This window comes from Sphingobacterium sp. Lzh-3 (assembly GCF_046764375.1).
Lineage (GTDB): Bacteria > Bacteroidota > Bacteroidia > Sphingobacteriales > Sphingobacteriaceae > Sphingobacterium.
Window position 1 is genome coordinate 4,808,110 of record NZ_CP177226.1, and the last position, 21,910, is coordinate 4,830,019.

The following is a 21,910-nucleotide window of genomic DNA, read 5'->3' on the forward strand; positions in this document are numbered from 1 at the left end:
TTATAATCCTACATTGATTCCGATATTATATACCGCCTGAACCGGGTAACCCAAACCATCACCACCCATTTCAGGATCCCACATTTTAAATTTGCTCCATACCGCAAGATTCAGGGCATTGGTATAAATGCGGATATTGGACATCTTCCAGCGATCCAGGATCTTCTTTGGTACCGTATAGCCCAATTCAACAGATTTTAGGCGAAGGAAGGCACCATTACGCATCCACCAGGTCGAGAATTGATTATTGTTATTGTTGAATCCGTCGGTCAATCGTGGCCAAAATGCACGGATATCCTGATTATCTTCCGACCAGTGACTATCGGCCACCTGTTTTAACAGCCCGTTTTGATAGGGACCATTGATGGCGAAAGGCGTGATATTTCCGGGATTGATAAAAAACGATGAACGTGCAGAGCCCTGTAGGAAAGCACTGACATCAAATCCTTTGAAACCAACGGTGAACCCCATACCGTAGATAATTTCAGGATCCGTTGGAAAACCGATGGGCACCTTGTCCAGATCAGTTATTTTGCCATCACCGTTAATGTCACGGTATTTGATATCACCGCCCATTGTTTTCAGTGCACCACCAAAATTTTGCAGTGGCGAGTTATCGGCTTCAATATCATCGACAAATAAGCGTTCGGCGATCAAACCATATTGTTGTTTAATCGGATACCTTAAATGTGTCAGGTAAGATAAATTTGCCGGATAGTTTGGCTCTTCGTTGGTCAGCAAGCGATTGGTCGCATAGGTCATATTACCGCGCAACTGCGTCCACCAGGTATTTGCAAAAGATTTGTTGTAATCCAAAGCCAGGTCAAATCCCTTACTCTCCGCTTTGCCCATATTGGATTGAATATCGGCCTGAAAACCTGCTGTCGTCGGAATCGTTGAGCGTACCATTAAGATATCACTTCGCTTGGAGTTGTAGTAGTCGAAGACAACACCCAATCCATTTTTAAGATTCAGATCAAAACCTGCATCAAATGTTTTGGCACGTTCCCAGGTAATATTGGGATTGGCATAACGCGAGATGGAATAACCCGGGCGGGTATAATCCCAAAGATTTCCCCAGGAAAATCCTTTTCCATTATCATTTGGATTAACCTGTGATAAATAGAAAAAGCGGTCGCGGTCGTTACCGATCTGGTCGTTACCCACCAAACCATAGGTTGCCCGTAGTTTTAAACGAGATACCACCGGTGTCATAAACTCAAACATCGGCTCTTCCTGGAGGTTCCAGCCTACTCCAAAAGAGGGGAAAAAGCCAAATCGTTTATCTTTAGAAAAGCGCTCGGAACCGTTGTAACCAAAGTTTGCTTCAAAAAGGTATTTATTTTTATACGCATACGTTGCGCGTCCAGATACACCGATATTACGTGCTGGCAGAGAGGCCTGTAAATTGCCTCCATTTGCTGTCTGATAATTGCGCATGATACCGATGAGCATACCCGTAATGTCGTGATCCTTTCCAATGGTCCGGTTATAATTGACCGCAAATTCGCCATAGGTCGTTGTATTCTGTATCCTATCGCCTTGACTGTAGTCCAGGTATTCCGTTCCCTGATTTTCATTCAGCAAGCTCAATACCGTATTGTTTGTACCCGGTATTTTCAGCAGATTATAGTAGAAAGGTTCAAAGCTTCTGCGTACCGAAAAATACGAGTACCGTTGTGTATAAGCCATCAAACGGGCCGACAAACCTTTTGTGATAAAATCAAAGTTCTGTTTCAGCTCCAATTGTACATTGACTGTGGAACTATTGTATTCCTGAAAACCGTTGACCATTTTGGCATAAGGGTTATTGTACAAGGTCTTTGTCGTCGGTATAAAGTTATTTCCGAAGAGCGGATGGGTTGTAAACGGTGCGTAAGAAGCTGGATAAACTGCCGGGAACATCACCGGATTGGACCAGATGGCCTCTTTGAATACCCGTTGCCCCCCATTGATCAAATTACCCCAATCATCATAACCACCGATGGGCCCCTTATAATCGTCAAACTGAGCCGAAGTACGGATAATTCCTATGGTTGTCGGGGTTACATTTAAAGTGATATTGGAACGTATCGAATAATTTTTGAGGTTAATGTTATTGTCAAAATTATTGCCACTTTCCGATTTCAAAATTCCCCTGTCATTGTTGAAAGTACCCGCGACATAATATTGCGCCAGGTTTCCCCCGCCAGTTACGTTGAAATTGAAACGCTGGTTGTTGGTATAATCTTTAATCAATTGATCGATCCAGTTATTATTTGGATAAAGCAGCGGATCGTCGCCCCTTGCGGTATGATCGATTTTATTTTGGTCATAAGGCAAAGCCCCTTTGGGATTGCGCGTCAATACCGCCTCATTTGCCAGGTTCATGTAGGTAATGTTATCGGCAAATTGGAAATTTCGGGTATTGGTAGAAATGGAGTTTTCGAAACGCGCATTAAATTTTGCCTTTCCTACGATACCACTTTTGGTATTCACCAGAACCACACCATTTGCACCTCTGGCACCATATAATGCAGAGGCGGCCGCATCTTTCAGCACCGAAAAACCAGCAATATCATCGGGCTGTAGCCGCGCTAAAGCCGTTGTATTCGATTCCATCCCATCGATGAGAATCAAGGGGTCTTTTTTTCCAGCACCAAAGGTCCCGACACCACGAATAAAGAACGAGGCATTATCATTTCCGGGTTCACCACTGCGCTGATACGCAATTAAACCCGCTACCCGACCTGCCAGCATGGTGGTCAGATTGGAGGTAGGGCCTTTAATTTCTTTCGGATTAATGGAGGTGATCGAAGCGACCATACTCGTTTTCTTCTGTGTGCCATAAGCGACAACAGTCACTTCATCGAGGTTTGAACTTGATGAAGACAGAAAGATGGTCATCCGGTTGGTACTGGTGACCTGAACAGTTTTTCGGTCGAATCCGACCGAAGTCAGGACAAGCTGATCGTTGAGGTGTACATCTTTGATCAGGAACTGCCCCTGTGCATCCGTTGATACAACTGCATTCTTTCCCACGAAGGCAATTGTAACATTGGAAATGGGTAAATGTCCGACACTATCTAATACAACACCTCTTAATTCAAATGATTTGGACTGTGCACTTGCAAAGCCAGTTATCAAAAGAAAGAGGAAGACAAGACTACATCGCTGCCATTTACAGATTCGGTAATACATGTGGTAGATCATAAATTGGTCTTCTTATAGATTGGTTATTAGTTTATAGTATAGCGGCTAGTAATCTATACTATTCTATACTACTTTACAATAGTAAAAACATTTTCTGACATGGGCAAATATTTTTTTCAATAATAGGTTCAGGTTGTGTGTCATAACTAGGCTAGCGAGCCACTGTCTACTGCGGAGAAATAAAAAAAAATAAAGCGGGATGTACAATCATGGCTGATTATACATCCCGCTTAATAAATAATTTAAAAAATTTTGATCACAAAAAAAGGTAGGCCTAGCCTACCCTTTTGTCAATGAGTGATGATATTTTAACGTATGATTGAGTGAATGTGCTGTCTGCCGGGCATCGTCCTGATAGGACGATAAATCTTGGCAGGCTCTGATATCTGCTACATCCACCTTGTTTCTTACTTTGCTGATGACCTGATTTAATTCCGATTTCCAGTTGCCCGGATCGCCAAAATCGTCCATCCAATTTTTATTGATAAACCTTTTGTAGTTCAAAAGCAAAATATACAATTCCTCACCACTACCGGCGCGATTGATTGACGTGCGCCAGTTCTCTAATTTTTCTTTAAAACTCATAACCAGCAATATACAAAAAATATATTACTTTTTCAAATTAAGGAGCATATATAGCCTTTCATTGACCTGAATATGACATGGCCTCTGTTTTTTGACTGGCAGCATTTGCATTACAGGGATCGGACCTCAATTCCCTGTCAAGCGATATTAAGAAAAACTATTATATTTACTGCGCCAGGGTTTAGCACCTATGCGTTGCCTACAGGGTTAAAGACATTATTATGCGTTATTTTGATTTTGACGACAGCAAATACGGCTTTCCCTTAGCGATGATTATTCCCTGTTTACCACGATCCAGGATTCCAGCTACTCTTTTCCAGAAATACACTTACAGCCGACCAAATAAGTGCCAACTATGCAACCTTGCGTCCAGCCTTTCGCTGTTAGGCAGGTTAGCTTACCCATAGCCCCTGTTTTTGCGATCGCATTAGCCTTCTCTAGGGTGATTGGTCGTATTCGCATAAGGTATGCTAGGGACTTACTGGCCCCCTTGCTTGCTTATTCTTTGCCTATTCTGTGCCTATTCTGTGCCGATTGGTTGCTATTTAATTACCATTTTAGCAGAGAAACGGCGAAAAAACACCAAAGAAACACCAAAGAAACGGCAAACGAATAGCAAACCATTCTCGAAGCAGATACGAAGAAGACCCGAAGAATAAGCAAAGAAACGGCAAAGAAATGGTAATCAAACAGCAGAGGAACAGCAAAGAATCAGCAGACCTATCTCGGAACAAGGGCAAGATAGCGTCCAAAAAAAATTTAATTAATGACTAAACTTTACGAGTATTACCGGGTCTCATTAACAAGAGTACAACAAGATTATTTGCTTTCAAATTTAACCCGATGCCCTATATGATGACAAAAGTCCCATTTAAAACCATGCTCGTTCTTCTTTTGTTGACTACTGCCACACAGGCTATTTTTGCAAACATTGCGCAAAATAACCATATTGCTCTTTTCTTACAGGACCATCTGGGCGATGGTTACCGCAAAATCGGATCACGCGTTTATTATCGCGGTAAAGAAATTCCGAACGCCAATGCCGGTTCATTTCAATTTTTAGGTTCGGGTTATGCAAAGGATACCTGGAAGGTTTATTTTCGAGGAGCAATAATAGTTGATGCAAGTCCATCTACTTTCCAATTCCTGGGAGAGGGTTATGCTAGCGATGCCTGGAGGGTTTATTTTTATGGCAAGCCACTGTCAAATGCAACAGCGTCTTCTTTCAAGATACTGGGAAATGGTTACAGCAAAGACCCCTGGAAAGCTTATTATTTAGGCAAGGAAATTAATGGAGCCAATGCTTCAAGCTTTGAAAATCTCGGCCGGGGTTATGCAAAAGATAATTGGTCGAGCTATTATAGGGGGGAAAAGAATGATAAATTTGCTGGTCCTAACACACAGCCCCTTGGCGGTCAATACGCTAAGGACAATTGGTCTGTTTTTTATAAAAATCAGAAAGTGGAAGAGGCTTCTGCTTCAACCTTTGCATACCTTGATGATGGCTATGCCAAAGACGCCTGGAATCTTTTTTACCGCGGAGTCAAAGTCGAGGGCGGCAGCCCCAACTCGTTCAAATTAATCGGAAACGGCTATGCGGCAGATCCCTGGACAGTTTATTATCAGGGGGTAAAAGTTAAGGGTGCATCGCCATCTACATTTAAAGCGCTTGGAGGAGGTTATGCAAAAGACTCCTGGGCAGTTTTCTATCGCGGCCAGGAGTTAAATGGAGCCGGTGCTAGCACGTTTGAGTACTTAGACAATGGCTATGCAAGGGATGCATATACGAAGTTTTATCGGGGCGAAAAATTGGATTAATTTATTCTATAATAATGTTAATACCGACCATTTTGGCCTTGTATTTAATTTTTTCGATAAGTCCATAGTAGCTCCAATTGCGCAACAGGAATTCATCTCCTTTTGCGATTTCTTCCTTATTGGATTGGTTGACCAATAAGAGTGTACCCGCTTGTGCTTTTACACAAAGTTCAATTAACCGGCGGCTATAGAGGTGGAGCTTGGCGTCTACGTAATTTTTCTCCTTTTCGTTGTAGTGTTCCAAGCTTTTCATTTTCCGTTTACGTCCACGTCCACCTTTATCAAATGCGGCGGCTTTTTGTAAGCGATGCCGTGCTGCTTGAATGGCCATACGGCGGTAAGTAAACTCTTCCTTGTTGCCGATCTGAAAGGACTCCTTACCGATGGTTACTGCTATAGGGTGTTCGATAGAAAGCGACGCTTCGGCGATAATGTTATCTTTCAATTCTTGGATCTTTTTGGGAAGTTCCAGGGCCAGCAGAAGAAAGATCTTGCCTTTAACAATTTTGATTGCGCTGCTGCAGACTTTGATTTGTCCGACCAATGCACGTTGGAGCAATACCCTTTTATCCGATCGGTCTTTACCGAGGTAGGTCCGAAAAGGTATTTTGAATAGTGTGAATTTAAAATCTCTATTATTCTCATCTTTACTCAAGTTAATTCTTCTACCAGGAAAGGGAATGGGCATATCCTTTTTGTAATTGCGAAGTGATTTTTCACCCTTCCAGTATGAGAGACGATCTGCCTGAAAATATTTGATTAAAGCCGTGTTTATCTGGGATAGAATATCTGTGGGAATCCGTCCCTTAAAATAACTGGACAGCAGGCGATAAGTTGTATTCATCCTTGAAGTATTCAATACACCTTCCGGGTCTTTTGCCTGATCGGCCAGTTTGATTTTCACATCTTCTTGCAGATAAATCAGATCTTTCAGATTTTCCTGTACATATTGATGGGTGATGACCATATTGGCCCCGCGGAAAACAAGATCCTGCCATTCAAAGAGTTGTTTAAAATATTCCGATCGTTTTTCTTTATCGTCACAATCCACAAAAACCTGTATTTTGCGGGTCAATACCATTGTATCAGCTGCCATATCTTTTTATGTTTTTTATGCTGTTTTCTTAGCAGATTTAATTTTTGCATGTGCATTAATAAATAAAGTGCGCACCTGTCCCCCATCCAATTGTAAAGCTTCTGAAATCTTGTCAAAGGAATACTGCAATTCATAGCGCATGCGGAAGACCTCAGCTTCTTCTTCGGTCATTTCGCCATTCAATTTAAATTCAACAGGTTTGGCCATTAGCTGCATTTTCTCTTCACTATGAATGATGGAACGCAGGTATTCGATTGTTTTCTCTATTTGTAGGCTAACCTGATAATCAGAGATATTCCCCATATAGTAAGCGATACGTTCATAGTTAAAACTATATTTGAGGCACAGGCGTATAAAGAGCTGTTGATCGTTGTTGAGGTTAGGCATAATGGCATTAAGCTGATCCATTTTCTTTTTCTTCTCCAGTTCCAGTTGCTCGATATATAGGACATCTTCTTCGCTTTCCTCTTCCAGTTCGTAACCCAGCATAAATTCCTGATAGTCCTCAATGCTGTCGAGGCGGAGTAAGCTTCGGTGAAATCTATTGCGCGATTTTTGATAAAAAGCGTGAATGGCGGACTTCACCTGGCCTTTCAGAAAGTCGAATACCTCGGTTTCGGAATGTACATTTTCTCGGAACAGCCAAAGACGGAGAAAGGCCTCTTGGGCGATACTTTCGCCAGTACATTCATCATCGGTAGCACGGCGGGCGCGAAAAAGGAAGTGTTCATAGAATTTTTGGTAGAAAAATTTAAGCCCCTTTTCATGACCATTGTGCAGGTGTTCAATGGCAGTTTTAATGTTCTTGTTTAGTAAAATTGGTTTCATAATTCGTTTTTATGGTTAGCACACGAAAATCACTTACCACAGCTTCGGCGGAAATTGACGATCTTATGGAAACCGAAGCCGGGTAAGCGTAAATCGTTGTTTTGTTATAAAAACTTATTGGTATTGAGTTGGCGGTATTGGCGTTACGCGTTCCAGTTGTGTATACCCTATACATTTTGAGATGATCAACATCAGAAGGATAAAACAATCCACTATCGAGCCATTATGTATACCCTTCATTTCTAAATAGTTAACATCATTTTAAGCATTACTTCGTATGGATTCGCGTTGTTACTAACCAACATTTTGAGACCATTAACATCAAGTCTCGTAAGAGCAATTTTATTAATTAGTTGTTACTAACTGACATTTTGAGATTATCAACATCCCTTTTCATTCGATGAATCAAAGGTCGCCAGTTACATATACCCCACATTTTGATATCGCATATGCTTTTGTTGTTTAAAATAAAATGCTACTTTGTTGTAAACATCCTACATTTTGAGATTATTAACATTAGTCTCAATAGACATTTTGACTCAGCCATCGTTGTGTATACACTACATTCTGTGACATCAACATTCTACCTCCTAGTACCGCAATAATAATTAAGAACATAGCGCAGGATGCAACCCAAGATTTTATTAAAAAAGGGTATTTAGTGAGTCACCTTTACGCTCACCCTACGGCATAACAAGATGCCTCCATATATAATTTTGAAAATTTTCTTACTTTTCAAGTACTACGCAACGGAATTAATTACGGTAGCAACTCATACGCTAATTGCATATAATCAACATTAAATTTCTCACGTTTCACAAACAAGACTCAGTTGTGTATACCCAACTTTTTGAGATCATCGACATCTAGAAATTTATCTTCAACGAAAAGTTTCCCGTTATATATACCCTTCATTTCTACATCGTTAACATCATTTTAAGCATTACTTCGTATGGATTCGCGTTGTACTAACCGACATTTTGAGACCATTAACATCAGAATAATGTTGCATATTCTATACTTTTAGGTTGTTACTAACCGACATTTTGAGACCATTAACATCCCACCACCTATTATCTTAATAACAATCAAGAACATAGCGCAGGATGTAACCCAACATTTTCTTAAAAAGGGTATTTAGTGAGTCGCCATTGCGCTCACCCTACGGCATAACAAGATGCCTCCATATATAATTTTGAAAATTCTAATATCACGTAAAAAGCAGTAGTAGCATACGAGCTAGTCGTGTATCATCTACATTCTGAGATCATTAACACGACGTTGTTATTGATGAGAAGGACCGCGTATGTTGTATATACCCTACTTTTTGAGATCACCAATATTTTTATCTTTTTTTAAATTCGATTAAGGTTGTTTATACCTACTTTTTGAAACCAATAATATCTTTTACGCCAAATAATCGTATCTTATTTGTTATACCCTACATTTCGCTATCATTAGCATCTAGTCAATAGTTATTTAATATAGTTCGGCAGTTGTGTATTCCCTTCATTTCGATATTTGGTTATAAAACGAGTTGTGAATACCCTTGATAATAAGATTATCTACATCTACTAATCACAAACATAAATTGTCAATACCTCACTTTTTAAGGTCATAAATCAACCAATGCTGCATATACTTAACATTTTTCGAAAAAAGGATATTCAGTGAGTCGCCATGGCGCTCACCCTACGGAATCTCAAGATGCCTCCATATATAATTTTAAAATTCTAGTATCAAGTAAAAAACAGTAATAGCCCACGAGCTAGTTGCGTATATCACCTACATTCTAAGATCATTAACATCTCAGAAGACTTACAAAAGGTCCGCCCTACATTATATACACCCTAAATGATGAAATCATGAACTTCTCATAACCCATTATTTGTTAACGAGTCTCTAATTGTGTATACGCTATATTCTGAGATAATCAACTTCAAGAAATAAGAAAAGTCCGAAAAGCGCCTATTGTATATACCCTTCATTTTGAGATCATCAAAATCGAAATTTACTGAAATCACCAATCTCCTCAGGCTGTGTATACCTCACAATTTAAGATCATTAACACCAGCATCTGCTCTCTTCCTATACAAAGATAGTTGTGTATACCTCACAATTAAGATCATTAAACATCTTACCTCCTAGTATCCCAATAATAATCAAGAACATAGCGTAGAATGTTACCCAACATTTTATTAAAAAGGGGTATTTAGTGAGTCGCCATTGCGCTCACCCTACGGCATCACAAGATGCCTCCTATTCTAATCAAACCGATCAGCAAAACATCCGATCAGCCTAAATTTTTATATTCTCCCTTTCAATACCAATAAGTCAAAGAACATCCTTAACGCAAAATAATTACTTCATTTTTGCGCAAAAACAGCTTTTAAATAAACTCAATACCGAGTCTATTTCAACGATTCAAATAATTTTATTTTTTATTCATCCTATGCTTTGAATGGCAGTTACAAGTCAATAATAGGGGTTATCAACATAGGATGCTAGATATAAGTCTATAAAATCGAAATCAATTTTATTCCGGTGACTTTGCGATGTTTTTTATTCTTAATTTTCTCATTATTTAGCTTTTAGTCGTACTTCAACAGATTAACACCTCGTCTCCCGCCCTGTTGTTATAACTTAAGTTTAGTTATCGGCTTTCGTTGAAACAAATATAAAAACAAATATTTATTTGCGCAAATAAATTACAAATATTATTATTCTAAAAATGCGCAAATAAGTTTTCCATTTGTATATGGGATATACCAATGAGAATATACTGGAGGAAGTCGGCGAGCAATTGCGCGTTCAACGTGAAAAAATATACTACACCTTGAAAGATGTAGCCAATATGACCGGATTAACCACCAATACAATCGCGGCCATTGAACGCGGAAAAGGTGCCTCATTGAATAACTTTATCCTGATCTGCCGTGCGTTAAAAATTCAACCGCACACCATATTCAAAAAACAGATTGATTTAACGCCGCTCTACAATATTCCCCCGGAGTCAAAACGCCGTATTGAGCTGACGAAAGAACTGGATGATCTTGTTTATAATTCCAATTTTTTCGAGATACCCCGCCGTGTTTCTGAAATAATCCAACAGCTGAATGCCAACAAAGAGCAAAGCAATAAATTTTCTGTTTATCTCAGCAGTTACTGTGCGGAAGGTACGCTGGAATACGAAAAACATGGAAATTATAAAGAATACCGAAAAAAGCATTCTCCAAAACCTGTCAAAAAGTACAAATGAAAATTGCCAAACTTACCACCTGTGAGTGCAAAAACTTTATAACCTTTCCAATCATTAAATAAAACAACGACCTGTCTGGTGATCAGGCCTTGGGTTCTTTTGATAGGAGTCCCGGCTATTCTTGTTCACACGTGTAACTTTTCCCTTTTTTCAGAATAATTTTTAGCTGCAGCAAATCAGGATCAGATAGTGGTCAAGTTTGATTTTTTTACAGTGCTTGTTCAGTGCTCGTTCAGTGCTTATTCAGTGCTTGCTCAGTGACGACTGAATAAACACTGACTGATTACTGTCTAAATACTGATTTAAAATTGTTTTTAGGTATAATTTGGTAGTAGTCTGTTGTTGCCCTTGATCTCAAAATTATATGCGGTAAATACAAGCATTGTTTACCGCAAAAAAAGCGGGGAATAAAAAATTTATTCCCCGCATAAAATAATGTTTAGTTTTTTTTAAGGATTAATGACCAAACTATTCCCCAGTCCGGTCATAAATACAGGACCTATATTTTGGGCTTTTAGCAGATCGCGGTGTTTTGTATCCAGTTTAGGCGCTCCAGCATCTGCTGCTGCCGCAAAAGGATAATTCCCCACAAAGGCACCCAACACCGGGCTGCTACTCGTAGGCTCATAGATGCCATCTGTTGTTAGTGTGTACTGTGGATTAACTCGGGTAAATCCAGCCGGAAGCTGTTGACTTGTCGGTACATCGAAAACAATATTTCCCTGATACACAAAATTGACCGGTTGATCGGTAAAGGTCAACATGGTAGACTGGGCAGATTGAGAAACCACGTTATTTGCGATATGCCCATCCGTTGGCGGCAATGTTCGGCTATTGCCACCTTTGCCTGAACCTATATCAAATGACTGCTTACACTTGATCATGGTATTGGCAACAACTTTTACGCGTTTTACCTGAAAGTAACCGCTTAAAGGTGAATTTGGTACACCGTCCATAATGGCCAACGCAGCCTTTTGTCCCGTGCCGGCCATATTCTGGAAGTAATTGTTGTAGACAAGATGATCTTCACCGATGATACGAATACCACCAGCGGCGCTATTGCCATTGCCAACAAAATAGTTGCCATAAACGGCAGATCCATTGCCATGCCGCAGACATAAAGTTCCTTGGCTTTCATAGAAATAGTTGTTACGGATCGTATCGGCCCCCATCTTATTGGATATAATTTCCGTTTCACCGTTACAGCGCTGGAAAATATTATCTTCAATGGTTGTCAGTGCATTTGTCATCGACCAGTCGCTGGTTCCGACACGGATGGTTTCCCCACCATTGTCCGGTACCGCAGCACGCTCACCAAAGAAGTTGTGATCGATCCGGTGTTTCATTGGTTTACTGGTCCCCCATACGACCATGGTCGGTCCCTGATGGGTCTTTCCTTTTAAAAAGCAGTGGTCAATGCGATGATAGGAACCATTGATGGAAACCCAACGGTAGTCGGTCGTTGCTGCCGGCGGATTATAGTCCACAATCGACGTATTGGTAAGGCGGCAGTTTGAAGAGGAAGAAGTAAAATCCACCACATTTTTGCCTGTCGTATACCCTTCCTGAAATACGAGTCCATCCACAACTAACCATTGTCCCGTGATACTAACAGAAGAAGTACCTTTCATGATAACTGCCCCCCGCTGCTCTGCCATCAATACAATAGGCTGCTGCTTTGTCCCCTGAGCACTGAAGGTTAGTTCCTGATTGGTCCATTGGCCGGACTTCATGATGACCGTGTCTCCGGGCTGTAAGCTCAGTGCCTGAAGATCCGCTGCCGACTGAATGGTGTGGCATTGCACACAGGCAATACTGTTTAAAGTGAGTTTTTCGGCTGGCGATTTCTCACAGCTAGTTCCTACCGCCAATAGCAGCAGAAGTGAAGCAATAACTGAATTCTTTTTGATCATATTTAAATTTGTTTAAAAGGTTCTTTCGTTAAAGTGCTCCCGAAAAAGGATAAACTGTTGTATTACCCTTGCTTCCAAAGACATGAACCACGCCATTGGTCACAATATAGCCCCCGGATCGATTGGTTGTTTTATTGTTAATCTGAATGGGCGCCAAATCACTGTTATTGACCAGCCGTAACGCCATCAGTCCTTCCTGATCAAAACCTTTGCCTTCATTCATGTATCCCAATAAAGAGCTTTTGCTGGCAGCCGTATTAGCTGGAAGCATCGTTTTGGCTTTTGTATTTTCAATGGTCAGCTTATCGAAGTTGTAATTCCCTTGCAGCATCAGGTAAAGAAAATAGTTACGGACATCATCTTTGTTGTATTCTTCCCATTTTGTTGCCGGTCTTGTAATCGGTTTGCCTGTTCCGTCCACTCCGGTCACAATTGGAAAGTCAAAAAACAGGCCTGCGGTCACCTTCTTCGTTTTAGTATCCCAGGTCTTTATGGCTTCATTATGTAAGAAAATAAAGGTGCGATCGGTTTTTTCAAATTCTTCCAAAGGAATTCCTGCATATTCTAAACCCTTCCGCATCCATTTGAAAACTGTATCCGTTGGGTTTTCTACCGTCTCATACGATCGGTTCTCCAAAAATTTCCGTGCGCTTATCCCGATATTGGGATCTAAAGTTTTATGTTGGTAATCATAATCTTTTTGCAGTTCCAAATCGAAAAGTGAACAACTTGTCATTAATAGACTTGCTACGATGATAGCGATATATGTCCATTTGGTCTTAAACATTCTTTTCATGACTCTCTGATTTAAATTCTTCTGTTAATCTGTATATCCTGGATTTTGAACCAATGATTTATTGGAGTTTAAAACATTCCGGTGAATAGGCCAATACACTCTATTTGTTGGATCTAGAAATCCAGGTTTATCTAAATTACCCGCTTCTTCCTGTCTACGTTTCAAGATTGGATCCATCACGTCCTTCACACGTCCGGTGCGCACCAGATCAAACCACCTTTTGCCTTCACCAAAAAGTTCCAGACGACGTTCATCCAAAATCGCCGTTTCCAACTGGTAGCTTGTGGCAATAGATGCATCATTCGCATCATACTGTGGCAGGCGTGCACGCTTGCGGACAAAGTTTAAATATTTCAGGGCATTGGTACGGTCCCCGAGGCCATTCAACGCCTCAGCGTATAAGAGATACATGTCACTCAGCCGGTACATGGTCAAATAAACCGGTAGGGCCTGATTTGTCACTGGCCATGGATCCGCTTTGGTTGGGTTGGCATCGGTTGGATACCACTTGATAAAGCGATCTCTCTTGTTGCTTGGCAATCCAAAATAGACATCCAATGTTTGTTGTGGTCTAATATCAGGGCTTGGCGAGGTTGTCGTTTGTGGCTGAAACCAGGTTGCCCACACTCCTTCATCGACTATGATCTGCTTATTATTGGGAGACCACGACGTTTGCATACAGGCACAGCCATTTTTTAAGTAGTCCCAATGGATACTCCAAATTGTTTCTTTACTGGAAGTTGGATTGACAAAAATGGTCTTCCAGCTTGCGCCATCCTGCAAATAGGTTTCATTGGTTCCGGCATAGCTCACTCCTGTAGGAGACTTTGTCAAAAACAGGCGTGTGATCCATTTTGTTGCATTTTGATAGTCCTTTTTCCACATATACACATCAGACATGATCGCACATATTCCTGCCCCGCCGATTGTCCATAGGGCGTTTTTCGCATCTTTATCGACCAAAGAATAGGCTTTTTCCAGATCTGGAATAATGACCTCGTTCAATATCTTATCTTTCGGTTCACGTGCGCTGGCAGCGGGCTGCTGTACATCCTCATAAGGTTCAAGCCATATCGGAGCATCACCCCAAACACGGACGAGATAGAAATAACACATCGCTCGAAGCGCATAACACTGCGCGAGATAATCCTTAAGCATCTCCGGGGTAATACGGCTATCCAATTCCGCTGCCTTTGGAATATACTTGATATTGTTATTGATACGCCCGATGGCGGTATAGAGCCCGCTCCAGTCTGAAAACTGGTTGGTTGGCGTAAGGCTATTTAATACGATCTCGTCCACATAGTCTTTGGTGTAACTAATTGCACGGTCAAAATTATCGGCACGATACTCGCCCCAATACAGGTATTTTTCGAGATAATTGTCTTTATTGTCCTGATAATTTCCCTTACCGACCATTTCAAGCTGAAAGGCGCTATACATTCCGGCTATTGCGGCCTGCACATCGTATAAGTTTTTATAATGCTGGTCCAGCGCAACTTCGGCCAGCGGTTTCTCTTCCAAAAATTTGTTACAGCCTCCCAATGTAGCTGACAGCAGTAACAATGCTAAGATCTTTGTTTTCATGTCAAAAATATTTTATCTGTCCCATCCTTCAGACGGAACTTACCCTAATCGATAAATGCTAAAAATTGATATTTACGCCAAATCCAAACTCCCGTCTCCTCGGGTAACGGCCATCGTCCTCTCCCGGTGTCAGCGGATTGTTTGTACTGAATTCGGGATCGTAGCCCCTATAATTGGTCCATGTCAACAGGTTGCTTCCATAAACAAAAGCTGTAAGCCCTTTCATTTTTAATCTGTTGATCAACTGCGGATCGAAGGTATAGGCCAGGCGTGCACTTGACAAACGAATAAATGTTGCATCTTCGATATAAAGGCTATTCTGGTTAGTTTTTAGGTTTCCGCGGTTGTTTCTCTCCACATAATTTGGATATTTGGCCACATCGCCTGGTTTGCGCCATACATTATAGACCATATCCGGAGAGCCTGCTCCTGTGTTGGTCGGATAATTTTGACGTTGCAGCAGCGCATTGTAGACTTCACCGCCAAAGGAACCATTAAAGAGTACATTTAGGGTAAATCGTTTGTATCTAAAGGTCTGCATAAAACCAAAATAGAAATCAGGTGTTGCATTGCCGAGGATCATGCGGTCTTCGTCATTGATCAAACTATCTTTCTTATTGTTAAGCCATTCAGCATCTCCACCTTTCAGTTTACCGTCGGGCGCATATAGCTGATGTACTGTACCCTGGTAATCACTACCATTGAAGGTATAGACTGCTTTTCCATCACGATACATCGGTTTACCCTGATCGTCAAGTACGAGTGTCAATTTCTCCCAATTGTCATTGTAGGCGTTTGACTCGTCCCAGGCATACACCCCCAAATTGCGCCAGCCGTAGAAATTTCCGATACGGCCGCCTTCTTCCGCGTACCATTTATTGCCCGGGAAAAATGGGATTCCATCGGCCAGCTTCACAATCTTACCGCGTTCAAAAGAAATATTACCATTCACTTCCCAGCTGAAATCACGTGTTACGATTGGTTTTCCACTAATTACAAACTCCATTCCGCGGTTGCGAATTGTTCCCAGGTTGACATTCACTTTTGCGTAACCAGTTTCCTTTGCCAGCTCTCGCGGATACAATAAATCTGTTGTAGTCTTGACATAGTAATCTGCCGTAAATCCTAATCGGCCATTTAAGAAAGTCAGGTCTAAGCCCACATTGTTCTGGGTGGTTGTTTCCCATTTGATCCGATTATTTCCAAATGTACTGGTCAATGCAGCTCCGCCGACACCATTATAAGACCCGCCAAAGGCTACTTTTGTATACGATTCATAATCGCCTACTTTATCGTTTCCAAGCTGTCCAATGCTATATCTTAATTTAGCATCTACCAATGCCGGTTTCGCCCATTTCATAAAATTCTCGTCCGAAAAACGCCAGGCAGCAGATGCTGAGAGAAAGTTCCCCCATTTATTTGCTGCGCCGAACCGCGATGAACCATCCCTTCTGTAGGATCCCTGAACGAGATAACGTCCTTTGTAATTGTAGCCAACCCGGCTAAAAATAGAGGCAGAAGCGTTGGCCGTTGCTGTGGTATAGGTTTTTGACGGCGTGAGGTAATCCGGAAAAGTCACCAGAACTTCCTCATTTACGCTATTCATATATTCTGAATGAAAACGATCATAGCGTCTACGATCCGAACTGAACCCCAATAAGGCCGTCACATTATGGTCCTGTGCAAAAGTCTTATTATAATTCAGATAGGATTGAAACTCCCAGGTGAACGTTTTATTAAACTCGTTTGTTCCGCTATTCTGATCCTTGTTTGCCGATAAAAAACGAGGTGAGAATTGGGTATTCTGTAAATTGTCCAACCGCACATTAAACAAGGTCGTAAATTTCAGGTCGTCCCGAATTTGATAATCCAACTGATTGTTCAATTGTCCGGAATAGGTTTCATCGATATTTTTTTCAAACAAGGCGTTGGCGACAGGATTTCGCTTCGAACCGATGTAGCTTGTTAAAGAGCCATCAGGATAGTAAATCAAGGAATATGCCGGACGGTCCATCACGACACGGATCGTATTGCCGATGGGAATGGTATTGCCTTTTTGCCAGGAAAAAGAAATATTGTTGGAATACCTCAATTTGGATGAAAACTGATATTCAACATTGATACGTGACTGTAAACGCTTGGCATAACTATTCAAGATGATCGATTTATCATCCAGGTAATTCAAACTGCTGTAGTAACGGAGATTTTTCTGACCACCTGATACACTCATCTTGATTTCCTTCTTTTGAGCAAGATTTCCCAACAAGAGTCTTTGTAAATCGTTATCCGAATTGAAACTTGGGTTGATGGAATCCGTATTGGTATTGAGGCCTTGAATATATCGGAAAGCCCTTACTTCAGCAGAGTTACTTACTGGGATATAATGAGCTAGACGCCCGAAAAGATGATTGTAATTGACATTAACCATGGGTCTTCCCTCTGATCCGCGCTTGGTTGTGATGAGGATTACGCCATTGGCTGCACGCGATCCATAAATAGATGCCGAAGCAGCATCTTTGAGGACCTCGATATTCTCGATATCTGTTGGATTTATGGTGGCACCATCGGGGTTAATTACTCCATCGACCAAATATAAAGGACCATTTCCCCCATTCAACGTGGAGGTACCCCGCACCTGAATAGATCCTGTCGCCCCAGGTGCCCCGCCGCCATCATTGACAATAAGGACCCCGGCAGCCTGCCCCTGTAAGGCATCAAAAAGGTTAATGGGCTGACGTTCTTCGATTTTCTTTGCGTTGACGGAAGAGATAGCGCCTGTAAGGTCACGTTTCTTTGCAACCCCACCATAACCCGTAACAACAATCTCATCCAGCGCATTGTCACTATCTTCCAAGGTGACATCAAGTTGCCGCTGGTTACCGACAGTACGCTCCTGCTCTTTCATGCCCACTTGACTAAAGACAACGGTACTGGATGATACAACATCAAGCTGATACTTCCCCGTGTCATCTGTGCTTGTCCCCTGGCTTTTCCCTTTGATACGAACAGTGACTCCCTGCAATGCCTCTCCTTTTTTGTTGGTCACCTTTCCTGAAAGCCGAATGTTTTGTTGGGCAAAGACCGGTAAGCCTATACTCCCCAAGGCTAGAAATAGGAAGAGTACAAAGCACCCCATTTTTGTGATACTTTTTATCATAATAAATCAGTTTTTATGGCGATTGTCTATCATGAGAAGATGATCGATAACCCAGCCATGCATTTAATAAATTGGTTATTTTTTATAATCAGTTACCTCAAATATCAGTCAATCCGCGAGGTTAAACAGTGTATTTTTTGGTCTTTTTAGCGGTAAAAAATGGTTTTTAGGGGCTTAAAACATAGCTTATTGCTCGAAACAATATCATTGCCCCATAAATTCAAACTTTACTGTACCTATCGTATTCGGTTTATTTTTGGCTGGTGCCGAGATATCGCCTTCCAGTTTCCCAGACGCATTTCTTTTCAGGACAATCCTACGCCAAGAATAGGCCCCTTTCTCATAATCGAAACTCAGACCATCATCGTCATACAGATTATACATCCCCTCCTTCTCCCCATAATGTCGGATAATCAGGTTTACTTTTTCTCCTGCTGCAGGCGCATGAAGCCGTGCTGTCGTCATTGGAATGATGCCACCATCTTTTACATAGACGGGTATCCGATCGTCTTCGGGTTTGGCAACGATTTCCTCGCCATTACCGACATAACGGCCCGAATAGAAATCGTACCAGTTACCCTTAGGCAAAAGCACTTTTCTAGTCGACTCGCCTGTAAATAAAGGTGCAACCAACAGATATTCACCACACATGTACTGATCTTTTACCTCCTTGTTTACCGCTTCCAGATAAGGATTTGTTTCCAGATCCTGATTGTTCAGGCTTGCGTTTGTTTGCCCCTGAAATCCCTCTTCCAGCACCATGGCCCGAAAGGGAGGTGCTCCTTCAAAATGGTATTTTGCAAATTCAGAATAGAGGTAAGGCATCAATTCCATCCGCAACTGCGCATAGTACTTCACTTTTTCGGCCACTTCAGGAAAAGACCAGGGTTTTGTTCCGCTCGACCAAGCATTGATCATGGCCATTGGTGAGAATACAACAGTCTGAAAACGGCGCAACCATTCCTCGCCTGTTTTGGAGCCCCTTACCTCCGGTGTCCACAATACGCCGCAAAACCCGCTATTGACCAGTGCAGTGATGAAGTCCTGATGACTATAATAGTCGTTATAGATCACATAGGGCATGTTGTTGGCTCCGGCGTTCGATGCACGCACCAGCCCAAACGTTCGTTTATTCTGCTGGCGATATAGGCTGTCGGTCAATTTTTGTGCAAGTACACCATAAGTTTGACGCATTTGTATCCCACTGATACCTGAGGGAAATTTGGCCATATCAGGCCATAGGTAGTAGTCGTAACCATCGACCTCGTCAATCTTATATCCGCTGATGCCAATATCGATCTGCGAACGGCTCAGTTGGCCTGCAAGGATACGTTTTGCGTCTGGATGATTCAGGTCAGGAACGGTCCCATTCCATACCGTATGCGAACCGGTAAATGGCTCAATAGATTTACTAATGGGAGCGTCGGGTGAGACATACGGATTAGTCCAGAGGTTCAGGCGCACACCTTTATCGGCCAGTTTATTCACCAAGGCTTCCGGATTTGGAAAACGTCCCTTATCCCATTCAAATGAGCAAGGGTAAGCCTTGGACTGCCAGCCGGGTTCGAGACCGATAAAATCAAGCGGGAAGCCATGTTCCTCAAATTCCGCCACCTCCTTGATCACCTCATCTGCCGTATAAAGCTTTTGTACGCGTTGCGTAAAACCAAGCCCCCATTTCGGCGGCAGGGCACCACCGCCACAAAAGAGATTATAGCGTTTTATGGCATCGAGCGGATTGATGCCTGCAAATACATAAACTTCGGCCCCTTCTGTAGGGACGTATACTTCCACCGCATCGGAGTAAGGCCGGGAGTTCCAACTTTTATCGGTATTGCGATCTTTTACTTCTGCAGGAACTTTAGCATCTTTCCGTACGCCTGTTCCCACATAATACTTTAAATATTGTGCTGAGTTGACCAATACACCATATCCTCTGGAAGAGACGTAGAACGGAACAGGGGCATGGGTGCGCCCATTATCTTTGCCACCGTAATGATCGACATGCAGGTTAAGGATCTTCCCCCGCTGATGTACCGTCTGAAAATTAAGTCCCAGTCCATAGATCTGTTCGTTTTTTTGCAGCGGGAACCGCAGGTATGTTTTACCATCGATCAGTTCGGCATGCACCTCCATTTTGGGCAATGGAAAATCGACAGACTGCAACCGTTCGAGGGTCGCAGCCTGAGGTTTCGCTCCTGCTGCAGACAGCAGTGTATAATTATCGGGTTTGCCAAATGTTCCTTTCCAAACACCGGGGTATTGTTCCTGCCAACGAATAGGTTGTGCCGATGCTGCTGTCGCCAACAAAAGCAGCAAAATTGTCCATAATCTCATCATAGCTGGTTATTTTTTTAATAAAGCGTACACACACCATAGTATGGGCGCCTGGCCGTGCATATCCCCTGTTTTCTGTTTTCGATCGAGGTAGTACTGGTAATCATTTTTTCGGTTGGTACCCTCGCAGACGTTGCTGATATCGCCATCTTTGTTGATGTAGCCCGTCAGAGCAATCCATGCCTTGCGTGCGATCGGCGTATATTCCTCCACATTGAGCCATCCCTGTCTTATGCCCATAATAATGGCATAAGTGAACATGGCAGAACCCGAAGTTTCCACCCAGGATTCCGGTTTATCAATCAATTGCCCCCAAAGGCCGTCCGGCCGCTGATACTTCTTTAGGCTTGTGATCATTTTGCGGTAAGCAGCCAATATTTTGGGTCTATTGGGGTTGTCTTTCTTTAATGAAGACAGCAATTCACTCATTCCCGCAGCCATCCAGCCATTCCCGCGGCCCCAAAAGAAAGGCGCATCCGGTGCATGATAAAAAAGACCATTTTCTTTTTGAATGGTATCAAGGTAGACTACCATTTCATGGGCTGCGCGATCAATATAGTGCTGATCTCCCGTTACCTGAAAGGCTTTTGATTGAATCATGGTAATCATATACATATCGTCAATCCAGTAGCGGGTCTGCCAGGTAAGTCCTTTATCGAGAAATTTCTGATAACTATCTTTTACAACCTGAGGGGAGTCAATCGGAATAGTCCATTGCGCATTTGCAAAACGCATTCCCATGGTAAAGCATTTCTTGTTTTTCGTTTGCAGATAGATTTCCAGCGGAACCGTTCCAAAGACGGAAAAGTCCACATGCCAAGGTCGCGGAACAAGGTGTTTTTCCGTATCAAACAAGGGCATAAAGCGTTGTGTCAATTGCGTCAATAAGGTCTTATTGTTTCTCACTTCGGCATACTTCAATGCCCCATACCAGGCACATACTTCGGGATAAGTAATGTTTTTTGGTGGAGCTGGCGGTTTAAAACTATTATGCGGACTTGCCACAAAACGTTGAGCCACGAGATCACCTATTAATCTGGGGTCAGCCTGCGCTGGCCAATTAACCAGGTCTGTGCTTTGCGCAAATGCACAAAGAGACATGCAGACGCCAATACCCAGGAGTATGGACATACAGAACTGCTTCATCATCAGTTGGGTTTATAATTAAGTTATAAGCCAAATATCAGCAAGCCAGTCTGTTTTAAGGGGGTAGTTTTTGTTCGTTTAGGTGGAGAAATTGGTAATGGATACTATCCGCATGGCGTCACTTTGCTTGTACAGTGTATCCCGAAAGTTAGCAGGGTTCGTTTCGGCAGTTTAGTTGTACGGAATAAGTACTCCT

At 42.1% G+C, this 21,910-nt stretch carries 12 protein-coding genes; 2 read left to right on the forward strand and 10 right to left on the reverse strand.

The annotated features are described in order from the left end of the window. Together ACLCDV_RS20245 and ACLCDV_RS20250 are read right to left on the reverse strand one after the other, a co-directional pair. Window positions 1-3,192: a SusC/RagA family TonB-linked outer membrane protein gene (locus ACLCDV_RS20245; protein ID WP_411972097.1), complete on the reverse strand. Its 3,192-nt coding sequence runs from the start codon at window positions 3,190-3,192 to the stop codon at window positions 1-3. A gap of 279 nt (window positions 3,193-3,471) precedes the next feature. Next, complete coding sequence (locus ACLCDV_RS20250) at window positions 3,472-3,777, reverse strand: hypothetical protein (protein ID WP_317664487.1); 306 nt, start codon at window positions 3,775-3,777, stop codon at window positions 3,472-3,474. An 852-nt stretch (window positions 3,778-4,629) separates the two neighbouring features. On the opposite strand from ACLCDV_RS20250, the gene ACLCDV_RS20255 reads away from it, so the two are divergent. Beyond that, entirely contained in the window at window positions 4,630-5,595 is a 966-nt protein-coding gene (locus ACLCDV_RS20255; RefSeq protein WP_411972098.1) for a DKNYY domain-containing protein, read from the forward strand. A gap of 1 nt (window position 5,596) precedes the next feature. On the opposite strand, the gene ACLCDV_RS20260 is transcribed toward ACLCDV_RS20255, so the two are convergent. Further along, a complete protein-coding gene (locus tag ACLCDV_RS20260) occupies window positions 5,597-6,691 on the reverse strand; it encodes a hypothetical protein (RefSeq protein ID WP_288067140.1) in 1,095 nt (364 codons plus the stop codon). Window positions 6,692-6,706: 15 nt separating this feature from the next. Beyond that, window positions 6,707-7,519, reverse strand: coding sequence for a hypothetical protein (locus ACLCDV_RS20265; RefSeq protein ID WP_411972099.1), 813 nt, complete (start codon window positions 7,517-7,519; stop codon window positions 6,707-6,709). A 2,758-nt stretch (window positions 7,520-10,277) separates the two neighbouring features. Between ACLCDV_RS20265 and ACLCDV_RS20270 the strand changes: the two genes are divergently transcribed. Beyond that, window positions 10,278-10,778: a helix-turn-helix transcriptional regulator gene (locus ACLCDV_RS20270; protein ID WP_333574388.1), complete on the forward strand. Its 501-nt coding sequence runs from the start codon at window positions 10,278-10,280 to the stop codon at window positions 10,776-10,778. Window positions 10,779-11,227: 449 nt separating this feature from the next. Here ACLCDV_RS20270 and ACLCDV_RS20275 read toward each other — a convergent pair whose 3' ends face one another. The 6 genes from ACLCDV_RS20275 to ACLCDV_RS20300 form a co-directional block, all read right to left on the reverse strand. After that, window positions 11,228-12,691, reverse strand: a complete 1,464-nt coding sequence (locus ACLCDV_RS20275) for a polysaccharide lyase 6 family protein (RefSeq protein WP_411972100.1) — start codon at window positions 12,689-12,691, stop codon at window positions 11,228-11,230. Between the two features lie 28 nt (window positions 12,692-12,719). Further along, a complete protein-coding gene (locus tag ACLCDV_RS20280) occupies window positions 12,720-13,487 on the reverse strand; it encodes a hypothetical protein (RefSeq protein ID WP_411972101.1) in 768 nt (255 codons plus the stop codon). A 24-nt stretch (window positions 13,488-13,511) separates the two neighbouring features. Next, window positions 13,512-15,074, reverse strand: a complete 1,563-nt coding sequence (locus tag ACLCDV_RS20285) for a RagB/SusD family nutrient uptake outer membrane protein (RefSeq protein ID WP_411972102.1) — start codon at window positions 15,072-15,074, stop codon at window positions 13,512-13,514. A gap of 58 nt (window positions 15,075-15,132) precedes the next feature. Further along, entirely contained in the window at window positions 15,133-18,231 is a 3,099-nt protein-coding gene (locus tag ACLCDV_RS20290; RefSeq protein WP_411972103.1) for a SusC/RagA family TonB-linked outer membrane protein, read from the reverse strand. 204 nt (window positions 18,232-18,435) lie between these two features. Continuing rightward, window positions 18,436-20,571 carry a TIM-barrel domain-containing protein gene (locus ACLCDV_RS20295; RefSeq protein WP_411972104.1) on the reverse strand — a complete coding sequence of 712 codons (2,136 nt, stop codon included), beginning with the start codon at window positions 20,569-20,571 and terminating at the stop codon, window positions 18,436-18,438. Between the two features lie 6 nt (window positions 20,572-20,577). Beyond that, window positions 20,578-21,717, reverse strand: coding sequence for a glycoside hydrolase family 105 protein (locus ACLCDV_RS20300; RefSeq protein ID WP_411972105.1), 1,140 nt, complete (start codon window positions 21,715-21,717; stop codon window positions 20,578-20,580). Window positions 21,718-21,910 lie beyond the last annotated feature (193 nt).